Genomic DNA, 18,154 nt, shown 5'->3' on the forward strand with positions numbered 1-18,154 from the left:
TTCGTGGGACGCGCGTCCCACGAAGCCCGCCGCGAGGTGGCGTGTCGCCGCACGGTGACGGACGGGCCGGCCACGGCCCGAAGCCGGCCGGCCCGTCACCCCCGCTTCTGGTGCTGCTCGGGCAGATGGCTCTCGGCGTGGGCCCACAGCACGACGTTGCCGAGATGTCCGGCCCCGCCCCTCTCCCGTTCGCGCCGGAAGAACTCGACGACCTCCCGGTCGGAGTGGCGCAGGCTGAAGTGGGTCAGCACGAACAGGGTCTCCGGATGTGCCTCGACCACCGGACGCAGTTCGCTCCACACGGTGTGTCCGACCTGCCGCGCCCGGCTGAGCTGTCCGTCGTCGAGGTAGGTGCACTCGGTGATGACGACCGGGTAGTCGAACAGCCAGGGGTTGCGCGCGAACACGCTCGGGTGGGTGTCGCCGAGGAAGGCGAAGGCGGGGCGGCGGATCTCCTGGTCGACCGTGCCGGGGCCCTCCCTGCGCCGCTCGGCGATGATCCGGCCGAACTCACCCGCCCGGCCGGCGGCGACCATCGACGCCTTCAACTCCTCGTACTCCGGCTTCAGGACGGTCTTCTTCTCCGCGAAGCAGTAGCCCACGCACGGCACCTTGTGCAGGCATTCGACGACCCGGACCGCGTACTCCCCGCGGCGGCCCACGGAGAACTCCGCGCCCGGACGCACACCGTGCAGACGGCAGTCCGGTGCGCGGGACGCGTCGAAGCCGGCCCCGTGGTTCAGTTCGCTCGCGGCGCGCAGGTAGGCCGCCGCGTGCGGTTCGGCGGCGGGCAGATAGATGTCCACCCCGGCGTCCCTGGAGGCGAGATAGTCCAGGTCCTTGGAGTGGTCGAGGTGGGTGTGGGTCAGGAGCACCGCCTCCACCTGCCGGCCCTCGGCCAGCCCGGCGTCGAGGGAGCAGCGCAGTTCGGGGAGGTGGAAGAAGGTCTTGTCGTTCGCGCGGGAGTAACCGGTCATGGTCAGGCCGGTGCCGGGGACGCGCCAGGTCTTCCACTGGCGGAACGGGTGCCCCTGGTCCAGTCGTTGGGGGTGCTCGACGTGCCGCGGGTCCGGTGGGTACGTCATTCTGGTTCACTCCCCGGCCCGGCTGACGGATGTCGGCTGATCGTACGGGGCGGCACCGGACCGGTTGCGGCATTTTCCGTGCCCGCCGCCGGCCGGCGGCAGCCCCCGCGCGACGAGGTGCTGCAGGGGACGGGACATGCTCCCCGGGGAGGTCGGCGACGAGACGTACGTCTGCACCCGGTCACGTCGGACGTGTCATCGCCCGGCGTCTGCGCCGGCCCATCCGCGGCGACAGCCCTGGGACGGTCCTGAGGTGGCCCTCGGGCGGGCCCCTAGGGGCCCGTCGGCGGGTCGTCGCGGGCGAGGGAGCCCTCCGGCGGGCCGGGGTGGCCCGGGGTGGCGCGGGCCTCGCGGCTCACCTCGTGGTGGTGGCCGCCGGGGCCGGGGAGGGGCTTGAGGTCGACCTGGACGCGGTGGGTGGAGTCCTGGCTCACCGAGCCGCCGAGACGGGCCTCGACGACGCCGAGACGCAGGCCCGCGCCGCCATCACCGCCCCGGTGGAACTGGACCGAGAACTCCAGGCTGACCTGCTCCACACTGAACCGCCAGTCGCTCGCCGCGCCTTCGGCCTGCGCCCTGGCCAGCTCCGCGCGGACCGTGCCGATGGCCTCCGCGAGGCCGACCGGTTCGGGTTCGCCCATGTCACCATCCCGTCCTGTCGCGTTGACCGGTCGATCCAAGTTCGCCACGGAGTCGGTGGGTTACGGAAACATCCGTGGGTCACAGAGTCTAGGGACGCACGATGCCCCGCGCGTAGTGTGAGGCAGCATGGGGGAATTGCGTGCGGACTGGAGGCTCAGGCTGCGGCGCGGGGGCGCGGACGGACCCATCTGCGGCGCCGGCGTGCTTGTCGACCAGCACACGGCGCTGACCTGCGCGCATGTGGTGCGCGAGCCGGACGCCGTGATGTGGCTGGAGTTCGCCGAGAACGGTGACCTGGAACCGGTGTCCGCGCGCGTCGCCCCCGGTGGCTGGCTGCCCGAGGCTCCCGGGGGCGGTGAGGACGTCGCCGTCCTCCGGCTGGACAGCCCCCGGCCACGGGCGCGTCCCGCCCGGTTGGAGTCCGCGCTGTGGGGCGGGGCGGAGGTGTCCGCCACCGGGTACGCGGAGGGCTTCGACGACGGCATGTCCCTGTGGGGCCGGATCGGCGGGGTCAGCGGTGAGCGGGTGCAACTGGACGCCGTCACCAAGGCCGAGGTCGTGCGCAAGGGCTTCAGCGGCGCCGCCGTGTGCACACGGCCGGGCGAGGGGGACCCCGCGCGTGTGGTCGGACTGGTCGTCAGCTGGCGTGGGGACATGGGGGAGTTGCTGCCCGAGAACAACCGGCTCGCCTTCTCGTACCTGATCCCCGTCGAGCGCATAGCCGAACTCTCGCCTCCGATCCGCGAGTTGAGCGGCCCGCACGCCTGGGACCACGACTTCGAGGAACGGCTGACCCGGTGGTTCGACGACCCCGACGAGGAACCGGTGAAGATCACCGTGGTGCCTCCGGGCAGCGGCAAGGAGCGCTCCCTGGGACACCTGGCGCACCGGGCCGCGCTCGTCCACCGGGGCGGCGCGTCCGGCAGGCCGGACCTGGCCGACCACGCCCTGGGCCACATCGCCTTTCCACCCGGCCAGTACCTGGCCTACTGGGACTGGCTGCTCGGCACCCGGCCCCGGCCCGCCCGGACGGCCGCCCCGGTGCCCGGCGGCCCGGTCACCGTCCTCGTCGACGGCCTCGACGAGGAGCCGGAGCCGGGACCCTTGATCGAACTCCTCGCGCGATTACGGTCGTTCGGCTTCCGGTTGCTGCTCGTCTTCCGTCACGAGGGCGGCACCGGCTGGACCGCCGCCCGTGACCTGCTCCTCGAACCCGCGCTCCTCGCCCACGCGGACACGCTCCTGGCCCGGCTGGAGCGCGCCGAGTTCAGCCGTGCGGTCCGGCACGGTGTCGTCGACAGCGCCTCCCTCGGCTCGATGACCGAGACGGCCGACCGGCGCCGGGCCGAGCGCCGTCTGATCGACGAGACCACCATGGGCCAGGACCCGCAGGGGCGGCTCGCCCGGCTGCGCGAACTGATCAGAACCCTGCGCGGTGACCTGCGGCGCTCCGGGGACGCGACATGAGGCCGGGGGCGGGTGCGGGGGCCGGAGCAGAGCCGGAACGGGAGCCGGGGGCGGGCGCTGGGCCGGAGCCGGGCGCGGGTGCGGGGCACGGTGCCGGGCCGGACAAGGGTGCTGCCGCCCAGCCCGCACCACCCGTCCAGCCCGCGACGCCCGCCCAGCCCGCACGACCCGTCCAGCCCGCACCACCCCTCCAGCCCGAGCCGCCCGCACGACCCGTCCAGCCCGCGGCATCTGCTCAGGCCGCACCACCCGCCCGGTCCGCACCGCACGTCCCGCCGGCCCAGCCCGAGCCGCCCGAGCCGCCCGCGCGGCCCGTTCCGCCGCCCCCGTCCGCGCCGACGCCGGACCGCGAGCGCGGGGCGTCCTGCCCGCACCGGCGTTTCACCGGCGCACCCTGCGGCGGCAGCGTCCTGCCCACCGGGCACTGTGCCGTGTGCGGGCGGGCTCAGGACGGCCCCCGGCTGCCCGCCCTGCCCGAGGACCCGCGCGACTTCGGCCCCGCGGAACTGCTCGCGCTGCCCGAGCGGGCGCCGCGCCCCGCGCGGGAACGCCTCATCCACCCCGAGGCACCGCTGCGGGTCCGTATGGGCTGCTCGTCCCCCGAGTGCGGCATCACCTTCGCGCCGCCCTACACGGTGGGCCGGGTGCCGGTCGAGGGGTACTGCCCCGCCTGCGGCGTGCCCTACTCGTACCGGCCCGAACTCGCCGCGGGAGACGTGCTGCGCGACCAGTACCGGATCCTCGGGCCCATCGCGCACGGCGGCCAGGGCTGGGTCTATCTCGCCGAGGACACCCATCTCGGAGACGTCGTCGCCGTCAAGGGCATGCTCAACCGCTACGAGCAGGACGGGGCCCGGCTCGCCGACGTCGAACGCCGCAACCTCGTCGCCATCCGGCACCCCCGCATCGTCCAGATCCGCGACTTCGTCGCCCGGCGCGACGACAGCGGGCAGGTCACCGGCGGCTACATCGTCATGGACGACGTCGGCGACGGCACCCTGGAGAAGGTCGTCAAGGAGACCCGGCGCGGGGAGTCCGTCCTCGACATCGAGCACGTCGCCGCGTACGGCTGTCAGATCCTCGAAGCCCTCGTCCATCTGCACGCCGGCGGCGAACGGGTCTTCGTGTACGGGGACATGAAGCCCTCGAACGTCGTCCACCACGGAGACGGTGTCAAGGTCATCGACCTCGGCGGGATGCGGGAACAGGGCCAGAGTCAGCCGCCCGCCCACGTCACCCCCGACTACATGGCTCCCGAGACGGCGTCCTCACCCATGCCCACCACCGCCCACGACCTGCACACGGTCGGGGTCACCCTGCGGGAACTCGCCGGCTGGGCCGTCGACGAGGTGCCCGGCCTCGGCACGGCCTCCTTCCGGGGTGTCGTCGACCGCGCCACCCGCGCCGACCCCGGCCTGCGCTTCGTCGACGCCCGGGAGATGGCGGGCCAACTGCGGGGTGCCCTGCGGGAGATCCGCGCCCTGCGCGGCAAGAGCGACCCGCCCGAACCCTCCGACTACTTCTGGCCGTCCCCGCAACTGCTCGGCGCCCGCCTCGGCACCGTCCCCGGCATCGAGCACTGGCTGGAGCGCCCCCGCCGCGACCGCTACGACCCGCCGCTGGCCCCCGCCCTCGACCTCGGCGCGCCCACCCCCACCGAGATCGCCCGGCGGCTGCCGGTGCCCAGGCGCTACCCGGGCGACCCGCAGACCACGCGCTTCGAGGTGAGCAGCGGCTACGACCCGGGCCGCCTCCTCGACCAGGAGGACGGCAAACCGCCCTCGGTGGAGATCCGTCTGCACAACGTCCGTGTCCTGCTGGGCCGGGACGCACGGGACGACCTGGAGCGGGCCCAGGAGGAACTCGACACCGCCGACTCCCTGCCGGGGCCGTCCGCCGTGCGCCGGTGGCGGCTGGAGTGGCACCGCGCCCTGGTCGCGCTGCGCCGCGCCGATCTGGACGACGACCCGCGGCAGATCGCCGCGGCCAAGAGCCACTTCACCAAGGTCCGCCTCGAACTGCCCGGTGAGTACGCGCCCAAGCTGGCCCTCGCCTACTGCGGGGAGCGGCTCGGCGACGACACGGCCGGGCCCACCGCCAAGGAGCTGTACGAGGCCGTGTTCGCCCGCAACCCCGCCCACGGCGGCGCCGCCCTGGGCCTCGCCCGGCTCGCGCTCCGTGCCGGTGACCGCCGGGCCGCCCTGGACGTGCTCGACCGGGTCCGCCCCGGGACCCTGGACCACACCGTCACCCGCATCGCCTCGTTACGGATCCGCGCGGCCCGGCTGCCCCGGGACACCGCGCCGCTGCCCGAGCCGAGCGAGGTGGACGCGGCGCTGACCGAACTGCGCGGCCTGGTACGCCGGGAGCCCGGTGCCGGGGTCCCGGGTCTGTCCGAGGACGAGGCGCTGCGCCTGAGCACCGAGCTGCACGAGTGGCAACTCGACGCCCTCTACAGCCGCGACGACCATCCCGGCCCCCGCGGCGGCGCCCGGCTCGACCCCCGCGGCCTGCGCCACCTGAGCGCGCGGGAGCGCAGGCTGCGCGAGCGGATCGAGTCCCACTACCGCCAACTGGCCGCCCGGCACGACGGATCGGCCGCCACCCACGAACACCTGGTGGACCTGCTGCAGGCGGTCCGGCCGCAGACGGTGGTCTGAGGGCGTGCGGCCGAGCGGGGTATGGGGGAGCGGAGGGGGCGCGAACGCCGCGCCGCGGTACGCGCGGCACTGGCCCGTCGGACGGTGACGGCAGGCGCGGCGAAGGTGACGGGCGAAGGTGACGGAAGGGGAGGCGAAGGTGACGGCAGGGGCGGCGCCGGAGACGAGGGAGCGGCGACGGTGACGACGAGGAGGCAACGGTGACGCACGACGTGGGCGGAGACCCCGGCGGGTACCTGAACCCGCACCTGAAATCGCACCAGAGCCCGCCCCCGCACCAGAGCCCGCCCTCACACCTGGGCCCGCCCCCACACCCGCACCCGCCCCCGAGCCGGCACCCGGCGCGGCAGGGAAGCGGGCGGCCGTCGCGGCCGGACATCCGGTTGCGCGTCGACCTCGGCCGCGATCTGCGTCCGCACCGCAGCGCGAAGATCGAGGCGCATCTGCGGGTCGAGGTGAGCGCCGGCGGCGCGCCGGCGGAGCTGCCCGCGATCGAACTCGCCGTGATCATCGCGGTCGATGTCGCCGAGCCCCTCCGGGCGGCCGTCCGGCACGCCCTGCCGGCCGCGCTGCGGGCCCTGCCCGACGGCATCTCCTTCACCGTGCTCGGCGCCGGCCCCGAGCCCGTCCGGTGCCACCCCGGGGGCGACACCGAGTGGGCCGTCGCCGACGCGCGCGAGAAACGCCGGGCCGCCTTCGCGATGGGCGCGATCCCGCTGCACCGGGACGGCCCGCGCCCCGCCGGATACGCGGCCTGGGCCGCCAGGGCACGCACCCTGCTCGCCGCCCGCCCCCTGTCCGTACGCCATCTGCTGCTGATCACCGACGGCAGCAGCGCCCCCGGCGAGACCCGTCTGGAGGAAGAACTCGACGCGTGCGCCGGGCACTTCACCTGCGACGTCCTCGCCGTGGGCGCGGACTGGACCCCCGAACCGCTGCTCGCGCTCGCCGAACGGCTGCACGGCACCGCCGAGTTCGTGGACGACGGTCTCGGCACGGCGGTCACCGCCGCGATCCGGCGGCTGCGCCGGGTGCACGCCCCGCAGCTGCCGATCGAGGTGACCGTACGGCCCTCGGTGCGGCAGGTCGCGCTGAACGAGAAGGCGCCCCGGCCGCACCGCCTCGGCGGGCTGCCCCAGCCCGGCCGTCCGCACCGGTGGAGCTTCCCGACGTACCAGTGGGAGGAGGGCGGACGCGACTACCTCCTCACCCTCGTCGCCGACGCCGACCACGACCCGCTGGAGACGTACCTGCAGTTCGCCATGGTCTCCGTCGGTGACGTCCACGCGGCCGTCACCGCCCGCTGGCACCACCCCGGACCCCCGCCGCCCGACCTGCCGACGGGCGCCGCCAGTGTGCGCGACCAGAAGTCCACCACCGTGATGCGGGAGGCCCTGCGCCGGGGACTCGTCGCCCTCGGCGAGGAGCGGCGGGAGGCCGCCCGGGGCCACCTGGGGCGTGCGGCGCGGCTGGCGGACCGGTTCGGCACGGACTGGGTGCTGGACGAGATCCGCGCGGTCGCCGACATCGAGGACGCGCCCGCGGGCCGGGTCCGGCTGCGGAGCGCCGTCGACGCCGACACGCTCGGCCCGATGATCCTGCGCGCCGGGTCCCGTCCCGTGCCGCTGACCGACGGCGCCGGTCCACTCCCGGGCCCGCGCTGCGCGAGGTGCGCCACCCCGGCCGGGGCCGAGGCCCGCCACTGCGTCGCCTGCGGGGAGAAACTGCTGTGACCACAGGGCACTCCCGGTACGCCCCGGGTTCCTCGGCCGCCCCGCGCTCCTCGTACCTCCCGGGCCGGCGCCACGCGCCGTACTCCCTCGGAGCCTTCTGGCGCGCGCGGTTGCGCGGGCGGCGCACGCGGTGGCTGCTGGAGGCGCATCTGCTGGTCCTGGCGGTGTGCGCGCTCGTGGCCGCCGGCGCCCTGTTCGTGTCCTGCCAAAAGATCCAGGGCGGAGCGGACACGCTGGCCACCGAGGAGGCGCCGGCCGTACAGGGGCTCGCCGCGACCCGTCTCGCGGTGCTGCGCGCCGACCACGAGGCCCGGGCGCTGGTGGCCTCCGAACTCGCCGACGTCGCGGGCACGGGCGAGTTGTACCGGGCCCAGCTCTCCGCCGCCGACCAGGGGCTGTCCAGGATCGCGGACCGTACGGACCAGGACCTGAGCACCGTCAACGGTCTGCTCGCCACCTACGGCAACTCCCTCAACCTCGGTACGGTCATGTACCACGACCGGCCGCTCATGCGGGACCAGAAGCTCGCCGAGGCGCACTCGCTGCTCCTGCGCGGGAGCGTGGGACTCGTACCCCGCCTGGACGAGATGCAGCGGATCCAGACGAGGCACGCCGAGGTCACCGCGACCGAGGGGTGGTTGCAGCGCGGCGGCTGGTGGCTGGCCGAACTCGCCCTGCTGGCCCTGGCGCTGACCCTGCTGTCCGCGCTGTTCGTGCTGCGCGACCGCTGCGGCCGCGACTGGAACCCGTACCTGCTGGCGGCCCTCGCCCTGACCGCGCTGCTCGGGATCGTGCCGCTGCTGACGATGTCGTCCGCGCAGGCCGGCCTCGACCGGGTGGCCGGGGGGCTGCGGGAGATCACCGAGGTCTCCCAACGGGAGGGTGACAGAGCGGAGTTGGAGAGGTTCCAGCAGACCGTCACGGAGCGGTCCGAGGACGTCCGGGACGTGCTGGCCGACGACACCTGGACCGACCGCGTGTACCAGGGCACCCTGACCGGTGGCCTGCTGCTCGTCGTCCTGCCCGTGGTGGGGCTCGGACTCCGGCTCGACAGCGACTACTGGAGGCGACGGTGACCCGCCGGTTCAAGGTGCTGGCGCTGCTGGTGGCGCTGCTGCTGGTCTCGGCGGGCAGCATGGTGGCGGTCTGGTCGCAGCAGGAGGACGAGCCGGTGACCGTCCTCGGGCCGTGGACCGACGAGCAGGGCGAACAGTTCGAGGACGTGCTGCGGAGCTTCGGTGTCCCCTTCGAGTACCAGGGCACCGCCGCCCAGCGCGAGGTGCTGCTGTCCAAGGTGCAGTCGGGGGAGCCGCCCGACATCGCGATCATGCCGGGCGTCGGCGAACTCGCCGAGTACGCCGCCCAGGGCCGCCTCAAGCCGCTGAACGGCCTCTACGCCGAGGAGGAGTACGGGGCCCCGTGGCAGCCGGTGAACGAGCCCTCGCAGAACGCGTACTGGGTGCCGGTCAAGGCGGACCTCAAGAGCATCGTCTGGTACCGCGAGGGTGAGCGTCCGGCCGGTTCGCCCGCCCCGCTGGAGCGCTGGTGCATCGGGATGGGCGACGACGGGGCGTCCGGCTGGCCCGGCAGCGACTGGATCGAGGACCTCGTGCTGCAACGGGAGGGCCCGGACGTCTACGGCAGGTGGGCGCTCGGCGACGCCGGCGTGCCGTGGACCGGAGAGGAGGTGCGGGGCGCGTGGGAGGCGTGGGCCGGGCTGCTCCGCCAGGACGAGAAGGCGGCCAGGCGGGCCCTGCTCACCGATCACCGGGGCCCACCCGACGGGTACGGCCTGCTCTTCGAGGGTACGGACAACTGCGCGCTGGAGCACCAGGGCTCCTTCGCCCGCTCCTTCTACCGGGACGAGCGGCGGCGGGTGGCCCTGATGGACTCCGCACCCCTACTGCCCGGCGGCGCCTACCGGGTCCGGGCCCACGAGGTGACCGGCGACTTCGCCGCGCTGTTCAGCGACCGCCCGCAGGCCCGCGACCTGATCGAACGGCTGGCCTCGCGGGAGGGCCAGCAGCAGTGGGCCGACGCGGCGGACGTCTTCTCGGCCAACCGCCGGGTGCGACCGCGCGACCGCCCCGTCGAACAGCAGATCGCCGACCGCCTCACCGGCACGGGCCCCCGCTGCCTCGACGCCTCCGACGTCATGCCCCCCGCCGTCCGCGACGCCTTCTACGAGGCCGTCCTCCTGACCATCGCCCGCGCGGCGGCCGGCGACGACACCGACGTACCGGGCCTCCTGGCAGACGTACAGAAGGTAGCGGCCACCCAGACGGACCGGCGGCCGGCGCTGCGGAGGGTGTGCAGTACGTAGACGCAGCACAGCGACACGACCGCCGGACGAGGCGCACCCACCGGCAGGACACGAGGCCCCGCGCGCCGAAAGTTGTACGCCCCCTTGCCCTGCCTGTCCCTGACCTGGCCCTCACCTGCACCGGCGTTGGCCCGGCGGAGCGGACAGTGGTGTCCGGCACCCGCCGGGGCATCCGGCGGGCCGCGGCCGTGAGGTCTCTGTCGTGGAGGAGTGGCCTCGCGGTTCCGGGATCCGGGGCCGGAGTCCGCGTCGCGGAGTCCGCGTACCGGGCCCAGGATCACGGGGCCGTCCCGCGCACCCAGGACGTGCGCGGGACGGCCGTGTCCCGTGCGCCCCCGGAGCCCGAATCCCCTGCTGCAACCAGCCCGGAGGGCAAGGGCGTTGACCCACCCCCGCGGCCCCGCCAGAATGAGCCCCCACCCGCTTGAGAGCGCTCTCAGAACGCGACCCCGGGCGCGCCCTCCAGGCCCGCACCCCTAGGGAGATCCATGACCGGCAGCATCGACAGCACCGGCATGACCGGTGCCACCGGCAGACCCGGCCCGGCACCGGAGTTCGGACGCCGGGCGCTCCTCGGCACCGGTCTCGGGGCCGCGGCGGCGCTCGCCGCCCTCGGTTCCGGTACGGCCCACGCGGCGCCCCGGACGGCGTCCGGGACCTCGGCCCCGCGGCGCGGGCAGGCCTTCCTCGCCGCCGCCATGGACGCCTACCCCGACCACGGCACCGTCCGGCTGACCCAGAGCTACACCGACCAGGCGGGCCTGTTCAGCACGGCGTTCACGTACGACAACGCGCTGGCGATCCTCGCCCACCTCGCCGTGCGCACGGCGGACGGGCGGGCCAGGGCGGTGGCGCTCGGCGACGCGCTGATCTACGCGCAGGAGCACGACCCGGCGTACGACGACGGACGGCTGCGCCAGGCGTACAACGTCGGGCCGTACGTCTACTACGACGGCGTGCCGCAGCCGGACGGGTTCGTCCGGGCGGACGGGACGGCCAACGTGGGCACCCAGTTCGGCTTCACGGGGACGGCCGTGGGGGACATGGCCTGGGCGGGCATCGCGTTGAGCGCGCTGGCGCGGCGGACCGGGGCCCGGCGGTTCCTCGCCGCCGCGGTGCGGATCGGGCGGTGGATCGAGCGCACCGGCCGTACCGACGAGCCCCTCGGCGGGTACAAGTTCGGTGTGAACGGGGCCAACGAGAAGCTGCCGTTCACCTCGACCGAGCACAACACCGACCTGGTCTGCCTGTTCGGGCGGCTGGCCCGGCTCACCGGTGACCGGGTGTGGTGGGAGCGGCGCGCTCGGGCCGAGGCCTTCGTGAAGCGGATGTGGGAGCCGTCCCGGGGAGCGACGGGCGGCTTCTTCTACACCGGCACCAACGACGGCGTGACCGTCAACAGGTCCCCGATCCCCGAGGACACCCAGACCTGGACCCACCTCGCGCTCGACTCCGGCCGGTACGCGCGCTCCCTCGACTGGGCCGCCCGGGAACTGGCCGTCCTCGACCACGCCGAGCGCCGCAACAGCACGGTCCCGGCCGGGCAGTCGTACGAGGGCGTCACCTTCAGCTCCGCCAGTCTCCTCGCGAACGAGGACGCGCCCATCGCCGAGTTCCAGCCCAGGCCGAACCGCAACGGCGTCTGGTTCGAGGGCACCGCGCATCTCGCCCTCGCCCTGCGCGACCGGGGCGCGCGCGGCGACGAGGCCCGCGCCCGGCGCCTGATCGCCTCCCTCGAAAGCGCCCAGGACCACCTCGGCACCGCCCAGACCGTCGGCGGCCGTGCTCTCCCCGCCCGCTCCGGTGTCGTCTCCGCCAGCAGCCCCCTCGACACGGGCTTCGGCTTCGGCTATTACCCGTACCGGCACACGGGCGCCACGGCCTGGTACCTGATGGCGGCGGTGCGTGCGAACCCGTTGCGGGCCTGACCTGCCCGCACGGCAGGCCGCGGGGGAGGGGCGGCGGGCCGCCGCCCCTCCCCAATCCGGGGAGTCGGTGCGAAGGACCCGACGTGAACGGCTAGCATCCCGGCCGTGAACACGCCGTGGAAGACGGCGTGCGGACCGGCGGTCGTCGGCGGTCGTGAACCGGATGGGGTGGGTGTCGTGGTGGAGGCCGGGCCGCGGGTCGCTGTCGCCGTGGTGACGATGGGCAATCGGCCCGCCGAGGTGGACGCGCTGCTCTCCTCGGTGGCCAAACAGGACGTCGCGCCCGCACGGATCGTCGTCGTCGGGAACGGCTGCCCCCTCCCCGAGTTCGCCGACCGGCTCGGCCTGCCCGGCGAGGTCACGCTCATCGAGGTGGACGAGAACCTCGGCTGCCCCGGCGGCCGGAACGTCGCCCTGGAACGGCTGCGGGAGTTCGGCGACGTCGATGTGGTCGTCGAACTGGACGACGACGGCCTGCTCGTCGACGCCGATGTGCTGCGCCGCGTACGGGACCTGTACGTCGCCGATCCCCGCCTCGGCATCGTCGGGTTCCGGATCGCCGACGAACACGGCGAGACCCAGCGGCGGCACGTTCCGAGGGTCGGCGCCAAGGACCCGATGCGCGGCGGACCGGTCACCGGGTTCCTCGGCGGCGGACACGCCCTGTCCATGGCCATGCTCGGTGAGACGGGCGACTGGCCCGCCGAGTTCTTCTTCGCGCACGAGGAGACCGACCTTGCCTGGCGGGCGCTCGACGCCGGCTGGACCGTGCTGTACGCCCCCGAGCTGCTCCTCCAGCACCCGAAGACCTCACCGGCCCGGCACGCCATCTACTACCGCGTCAACGCCCGCAACCGCGTCTGGCTCGCCCGCCGCCGCCTCCCGCTCCCGCTCATCCCCGTCCACCTGGGGGTGTGGGTCCTCATCACCCTGCTGCGGACGCGCTCGGCGGGCGGACTGAAGGCGTGGTTCGGCGGGTTCGTGGAGGGCTGGCGCGAGTCGGGCGGCGAACGGCGGCCCATGAGCTGGCGGACGGTGTGGCGCCTGACGAGGCTGGGACGGCCGCCGGTCCTGTAGGGCCACTTCGACGGCCTTGTTCAACGGCCGTCGGTGCAAGGGGTTTTCGTCAACCGCCTTGCCCCACCGCCTTTGGCGCAAGGGGCTTTCGCCAACTGCCTTGCCCGGCAATTGCCTTGCCCGCGCACCGGGTTCGGCCCGGACTCCACAGCCGCGTCCGGCGTCCGGACCCGGCCCTCTCGCGACACACGAATGCCCCGGTCGTTCACCTCCACCGACCGGGGCACAGCGCTTTGTGCGGTTCCCGGATCCGGCAGCGGCGGCGGCACTCCCCCGAGCTACGCGTCTACGCGTGCGCCGTCGCCGCCGGATCCGATGAAGTGATCACATCAGGTCCCGCCAACGGATCGCTAACATGGGCCCAACGGTTTCACGGGGAGCCGTACGGGAGGCGGCGGCGGGTCGCCGCGGGGCGGGCCCGGAACGACGGTGCGGGAAGGCAGCGGCTGTTCTATGCGGGACGGGCTGCGGTTCGGACTGCTCGGTCCGCCGGTTCTGTACGAGGCCGGGGCCGCCGCCGGCGGCGCACGGTCCGTCGGCAGCGGGAAGATGCGGGCCCTGTTCGTCGCGCTGCTGCTCGAACCCGGGCGGATCGTCTCCGTCGACACCCTGAAGGACGTGCTCTGGGACGCCGGACCGCCCCCCTCCGCACAGGCGTCCCTGCAGAACCACGTGACGCGGCTGCGGCGGCTGCTGGACGACCCCGAACGGCTGCGCGCGGTCCCGCCGGGCTATCTGCTGCGGGTCGACGACGGCGAGCTGGACGTCCGCGTCTTCGAGGCGCACGCCCGCGCCGCCCGCGCCGCCCACGCCGAGCGGGACTGGGCCCGCACCGTCCGCGAGTCCGCCGCCGCACTCGCCCTGTGGCGCGGGACACCGCTCGGCGGTCTGCCGGCCGAGGAACCCCGCGCCCAGGCGTTCGTCCAACGCCTGGAGGAGGCACGGCTGTTGCTGCTGGAGCGGCGGTACGAGGCCGAACTCCACCTCGCGCCCCGCACGGCTGGCCAGGACGCCACCGGGGCGCACCCGCTCGGCGCGCTCGCCCCCGAGCTCACCGCCCTCGTCGCCGAGCACCCCCTGCGTGAGGCGTTCCACCGCCTTCTCATGCTCGTCCTGCACCGCACGGGCCGCCAGGCCGAGGCCCTCGCCGTCCACCGGGACCTCCGGGCCCGTCTCCTGGACGAACTGGGCGTGGAACCGGGCCCCGCCGTTCGCGACGCCCATGTGGAGATCCTGCGGGCCCCCACCGAGGAGGTTCCGGGGGCCCCGGCCGGGGACACCCCCTCCGACGCCCCGCCCCTCCCAGCTCAACTGCCGCCGCCACCGGCGCACTTCACGGGCCGGGTGGAGGCGCTGGCGGAGCTGCGGCAGGCGCTCGGGCGGGGCCCGTACGAAGCCTCGGGGACCGTCGTCCTCAGTGGCATGGCCGGGGTCGGCAAGAGCGCCCTCGCCCTCCACCTCGCCCACGAACTCGCCGAGCACTTCCCCGACGGCCAGCTGTACATCAACCTCCACGGCGCCACCCCGGGCATGACCCCCCTCACCCCCGCCCAGGCCCTCGCCGCCTTGCTCCGCGACCTCGGCACCGCCCCGCGACGCATCCCCGAACACCCCGACGCGGCGGCCGCGTTGCTGCGCTCGACGCTCGCCCCGACCCGCACCCTGCTGGTGCTGGACGACGCCGCGAACGCCGCCCAGGTACGCCCCCTGCTCCCGGCGGGCGCCGGCTGCGCGGTCATCGTGACGAGCCGTTCGCCGCTCACCGCGCTGGACGGCGCCCACCGCTTCCCGCTCGCCCCGCTGTCGGACGACGAGAGCGCGGCCCTGCTGCGCGCCGCGTCCGGCCGTGCGGCGGGCCTGGACGCCACGCACCCCCTCGTCGCGCTCACCGGCCGCCTCCCGCTCGCCCTCCGCGTCGTCGCGGCCCGCCTCGCCGCCCGCCGCGCGCTCACCCCGGACGCGCTGGCCGGCCAACTGACCGCCACGGGCGGAAGGCTGCGCCATCTCGAATACGACGACCTGAGCGTGCGCCGCTCCCTCGCCGTCGCCCACGACGCCCTGCGCGCCTCGGACCGCGAGGCCGACCGCGACGCCGCCCACGCCCTGCGCCGCATCGGCGCCCTGGACCTGCCCGCGTACGGCGCGCCCCTCCTCGCCCGCCTCACCGGCACCGACGAGTTCCGTGCCGAGACCGCCCTCGACCGCCTCGTCGACGTGGCCCTCCTCGACGAGACGTCCTACGGCCGGTACGTCCCCCACGACCTCGTACGCCACTTCGCCCGCGAACTCGCCGGCACGGCCGACACCGCCGAGGCCGTGGAGCAGGCCCTGCGCTGGTACGCGGCCCGCGCCCGCCAGAGCCTGCTGGTGCTGCTCCCGCCCGGCTACGAACGCGACGAACGCCTCCGTACGACGGAGTCCACGCCGGAACCGCCGCCCACGGAGGAGCCGTTCGCCTCCGCCGAGGAGGCATTCGCCTGGGGCGACCGCGAACTCCCCAACATCGTCGCGCTGGTGGAACGCGGCGGCGGTCCGGCGGCGGCGCTCGTCCCCGCCCTCGTCCGTCATCTCTTCCCCTATCTGCACCGGGGCGGCCGGCTCGCCGAGCTGGACGTGCTCGGACGACTGGCCCTGAGCGCGGCGAGGTCGCTCGGGGACGCCGAGGCCGAGGCGTTCGCGCTCACGGACCGGGCGGGGCTGCACTTCATGACCGGCCGGGCCTCGGAGGCGCTCGCCCTCAACGACGAGGGCCTGACCCTGTGGCGCAGACTCGGGGTCGTCTCGTGCGTTCGGCGCTGCCTGAACAACCGGGGGCTCGTCCTGGAGAGCCTCGGCCGGTACGAGGAGAGCGAGGAGACGCTGCGGCAGAGCCTGGAGCTGTCCCGGCAGCTCGGCGACCCGTACGGCGAGGCCGTGACCTTCAGCCACCTCGGCAACCTGTACAAGCACACCGACGCGCGCGCCGCCATCGCCCACCACGAGCGGAGCCTGGCGCTGGGCGAGATCGCCGACAGTCTCGTGGTCCGGCACACCGCGCACTGCAACATCGGCTACGCCCACCTCCGGCTCGACGAACCGGCCGCCGCCGTCCGCCACTTCGAGCAGAGCCTGCGCATCCTCGGCGACGACGAGGACTGGCAGGGCGAGTCGAAGTCCCGGCTCGGTCTGGTCCGGGCGCTGCGCGAGCTGGGCCGGACGGACCGCGCGTCCCACGAGTGCGCCCTCCTCCTCGACCTCGCCGAACGCCGGGCCGACCAGTACGCCGTCGGCCTCGCCCGCCACCAGCGGGGACTGCTCCTGCGGGCGGAGGGGCGCGAGGGGGAGGCGTACCGCGAATGGGAGCGGGCCCGGGCGGTCCTGGACGGCACGGACTCGACGGTGGCGGTGGAACTGAGGGAACTCCTGAAGGACCGCGCCGGGTGAGGGACGCCGCCGAACGGCGCCGGACGAAGGGCGCCGCCGAACGGCACCGGACGAACGGCGCCGCCCCACACGCTCACTTCGCGTCCGCGTAACACTCCACCACCGCCGTGGTGAACGGGAACCGCACCGGCGTCTGCCCGAACGCCAGCCGCCCCGACAGCTCCGACGCCTCCCGGATCGCCGCCACGACCGCGTCCGCCTCCGCGGCCGGACAGTGCACGATCACCTCGTCGTGCTGGAAGAAGACCAGCTCGGCGGCCATCCCGTCGAGGGTGCGGCGGAGGGCGGCGAGGAGGAGCAGGGTCCAGTCGGCGGCGCTGCCCTGGACGACGAAGTTGCGGGCGAAGCGGCCCCGGGCGCGGGAGTCGGTGGAGGCGTACCCGGGCACCCACTCGGTCTCCTGCCCGTGCCCCCGGCCCTGCTCCGGGGAGGCGAGGCCCTCGTCGGCCTGGGGGATCCCCGCCTCCTCGCCCGCCGCGTCGGAGTCGCCGGCCGCCGGCGGGCACGTACGCCCGAGCCAGGTCCGTACGAGGCGGCCCTCCTCGCCCGCGCGGGCCGCGTCGTCGACGTACCGCACCGCGCGGGGGAAGCGGCGGCGGAGCGCGGCGAGGTTCTTGAGGCCGTCCCCGGACGTCTGCCCGTACACGGCGCCCAGCACGGCGAGCTTGGCCTGCGCGCGGTCGCCGGAGAAGGCGCGGTCGGAGACGGCCTGGTAGAGGTCGCCGGGGCGTCCGGCGACCTCCATGAGGCCGGGGTCGCGGGAGATGGCGGCCAGCACCCGGGGTTCCATCTGGTCGGCGTCGGCGACGACGAGCCGCCAGCCGGGGTCGGCGACACAGGCGCGGCGGATCACCTTCGGGATCTGCAGGGCGCCCCCGCCGTTGGTGACCCAGCGCCCCGTGACGGTGCCGTGCGCGAGGAACTCGGGGCGGAACCGTCCGTCCCGGACCCAGTCCTGCAGCCAGGACCAGCCGTGGGCGACCCAGATCCGGTAGAGCCGCTTGTACTCCAGGAGGGGCTTCACGGCGGGGTGGTCGACGCTCTCGATCTCCCAGCGGCGGGTGGACTTCACCCGCATCCCCGCCTGCGCGAAGGCCTTGACGACGTCGGCGGGCAGATCGGGCCGCACGCGCCGCCCGAAGGCGCTGGACACCTCCTCGGCCAGCTCGGCGAGGCGCCGCGGTTCGCCCCCGCCCGCGTACCTCTCGCCGAGCAGTTCGCGCAGCACCTCGCGGTGCGCGTCGGCCCGCCACGGCAGTCCGGCCCGGTTCATCTCGGCTGCGACGAGCATCCCGGCCGACTCGGCGGCGGTCAGCAGCCGCATCCGGTCCGGGTGGGCGCAGGCGTCGTGCCGGCGCTGCTGGTCGGCGTACACCTCGACGAGGTCGGCGAGCGGGACGTGGACCGGCCGGGGCTCGAAGAGGGACGGCTGGGCGCCGGTGCCGGCCGAGCGCAGGGGCGGGTCCGGCGGAACGGGGGCGTGCCGGAGGCGGGCGAGCGCGGCGGCCGCGGAGCGGGGCTCCCCGAGCCGGCCCTCGTGCCCCAGCAGCAGGGACTCGGCGTCCTCGACGTCGTAGCACCGCTCCACGCGGACGCCCTCGGCCAGCAGCCGCGGATAGATCTCGGAGGTGGACCCCCACACCCACCGCCCGACGTCCGCCCGCCGCCGCACGGCTCCCGCCAGGTCGGCCTCCCGCGTCACGGGCCCCGCGAGCAGCCCGTCGGGCCCGAGGGGGGCGACCTCCACGCCACCGTCCTCGGCCGGAGCGAGCGCCCACCTGTCGGCCATGGGTGCGAGTGTGACAGGGGGGTCTGA

11 protein-coding genes are annotated in these 18,154 nt (G+C 74.9%); 8 read left to right on the forward strand and 3 right to left on the reverse strand.

Annotation, left to right across the window (positions count from 1 at the left end):
* Window positions 1–95: 95 nt before the first annotated feature.
* Together ACFU5F_RS20460 and ACFU5F_RS20465 are read right to left on the reverse strand one after the other, a co-directional pair.
* Window positions 96–1,085 carry an MBL fold metallo-hydrolase gene (locus ACFU5F_RS20460; protein ID WP_383889042.1) on the reverse strand — a complete coding sequence of 330 codons (990 nt, stop codon included), beginning with the start codon at window positions 1,083–1,085 and terminating at the stop codon, window positions 96–98.
* A 272-nt stretch (window positions 1,086–1,357) separates the two neighbouring features.
* Window positions 1,358–1,726, reverse strand: coding sequence for a trypco2 family protein (locus ACFU5F_RS20465; protein ID WP_383889045.1), 369 nt, complete (start codon window positions 1,724–1,726; stop codon window positions 1,358–1,360).
* Window positions 1,727–1,853: 127 nt separating this feature from the next.
* On the opposite strand from ACFU5F_RS20465, the gene ACFU5F_RS20470 reads away from it, so the two are divergent.
* The 8 genes from ACFU5F_RS20470 to ACFU5F_RS20505 all read left to right on the forward strand — a co-directional run bounded on the left by ACFU5F_RS20470 (window position 1,854) and on the right by ACFU5F_RS20505 (window position 16,338).
* Window positions 1,854–3,194, forward strand: a complete 1,341-nt coding sequence (locus tag ACFU5F_RS20470) for a serine protease (protein WP_383889048.1) — start codon at window positions 1,854–1,856, stop codon at window positions 3,192–3,194.
* A gap of 584 nt (window positions 3,195–3,778) precedes the next feature.
* Window positions 3,779–5,854 (forward strand): tetratricopeptide repeat protein, encoded by a 2,076-nt coding sequence (locus tag ACFU5F_RS20475; RefSeq protein ID WP_383889192.1) that lies wholly within the window; start codon window positions 3,779–3,781, stop codon window positions 5,852–5,854.
* 383 nt (window positions 5,855–6,237) lie between these two features.
* Window positions 6,238–7,587 (forward strand): hypothetical protein, encoded by a 1,350-nt coding sequence (locus tag ACFU5F_RS20480; protein WP_383889051.1) that lies wholly within the window; start codon window positions 6,238–6,240, stop codon window positions 7,585–7,587.
* Complete coding sequence (locus ACFU5F_RS20485; RefSeq protein WP_383889053.1) at window positions 7,584–8,663, forward strand: hypothetical protein; 1,080 nt, start codon at window positions 7,584–7,586, stop codon at window positions 8,661–8,663. The genes ACFU5F_RS20480 and ACFU5F_RS20485 overlap by 4 nt, the downstream gene beginning before the upstream one ends.
* Window positions 8,660–9,910 (forward strand): extracellular solute-binding protein, encoded by a 1,251-nt coding sequence (locus ACFU5F_RS20490; RefSeq protein ID WP_383889056.1) that lies wholly within the window; start codon window positions 8,660–8,662, stop codon window positions 9,908–9,910. Before ACFU5F_RS20485 ends, ACFU5F_RS20490 begins: the two co-directional genes overlap by 4 nt.
* A 488-nt stretch (window positions 9,911–10,398) precedes the next feature.
* Entirely contained in the window at window positions 10,399–11,838 is a 1,440-nt protein-coding gene (locus ACFU5F_RS20495; RefSeq protein ID WP_383889058.1) for a Tat pathway signal sequence domain protein, read from the forward strand.
* Window positions 11,839–12,006: 168 nt separating this feature from the next.
* A complete protein-coding gene (locus ACFU5F_RS20500) occupies window positions 12,007–12,915 on the forward strand; it encodes a glycosyltransferase family 2 protein (protein WP_383889195.1) in 909 nt (302 codons plus the stop codon).
* A gap of 453 nt (window positions 12,916–13,368) precedes the next feature.
* Window positions 13,369–16,338: a BTAD domain-containing putative transcriptional regulator gene (locus tag ACFU5F_RS20505; protein WP_383889061.1), complete on the forward strand. Its 2,970-nt coding sequence runs from the start codon at window positions 13,369–13,371 to the stop codon at window positions 16,336–16,338.
* A 73-nt stretch (window positions 16,339–16,411) separates the two neighbouring features.
* Here ACFU5F_RS20505 and ACFU5F_RS20510 read toward each other — a convergent pair whose 3' ends face one another.
* Window positions 16,412–18,127 (reverse strand): bifunctional 3'-5' exonuclease/DNA polymerase, encoded by a 1,716-nt coding sequence (locus ACFU5F_RS20510; RefSeq protein ID WP_383889064.1) that lies wholly within the window; start codon window positions 18,125–18,127, stop codon window positions 16,412–16,414.
* Window positions 18,128–18,154: the final 27 nt, after the last annotated feature.

It is taken from the genome of Streptomyces sp. NPDC057438 (assembly GCF_042802995.1).
Classification (GTDB): Bacteria; Actinomycetota; Actinomycetes; order Streptomycetales; family Streptomycetaceae; genus Streptomyces.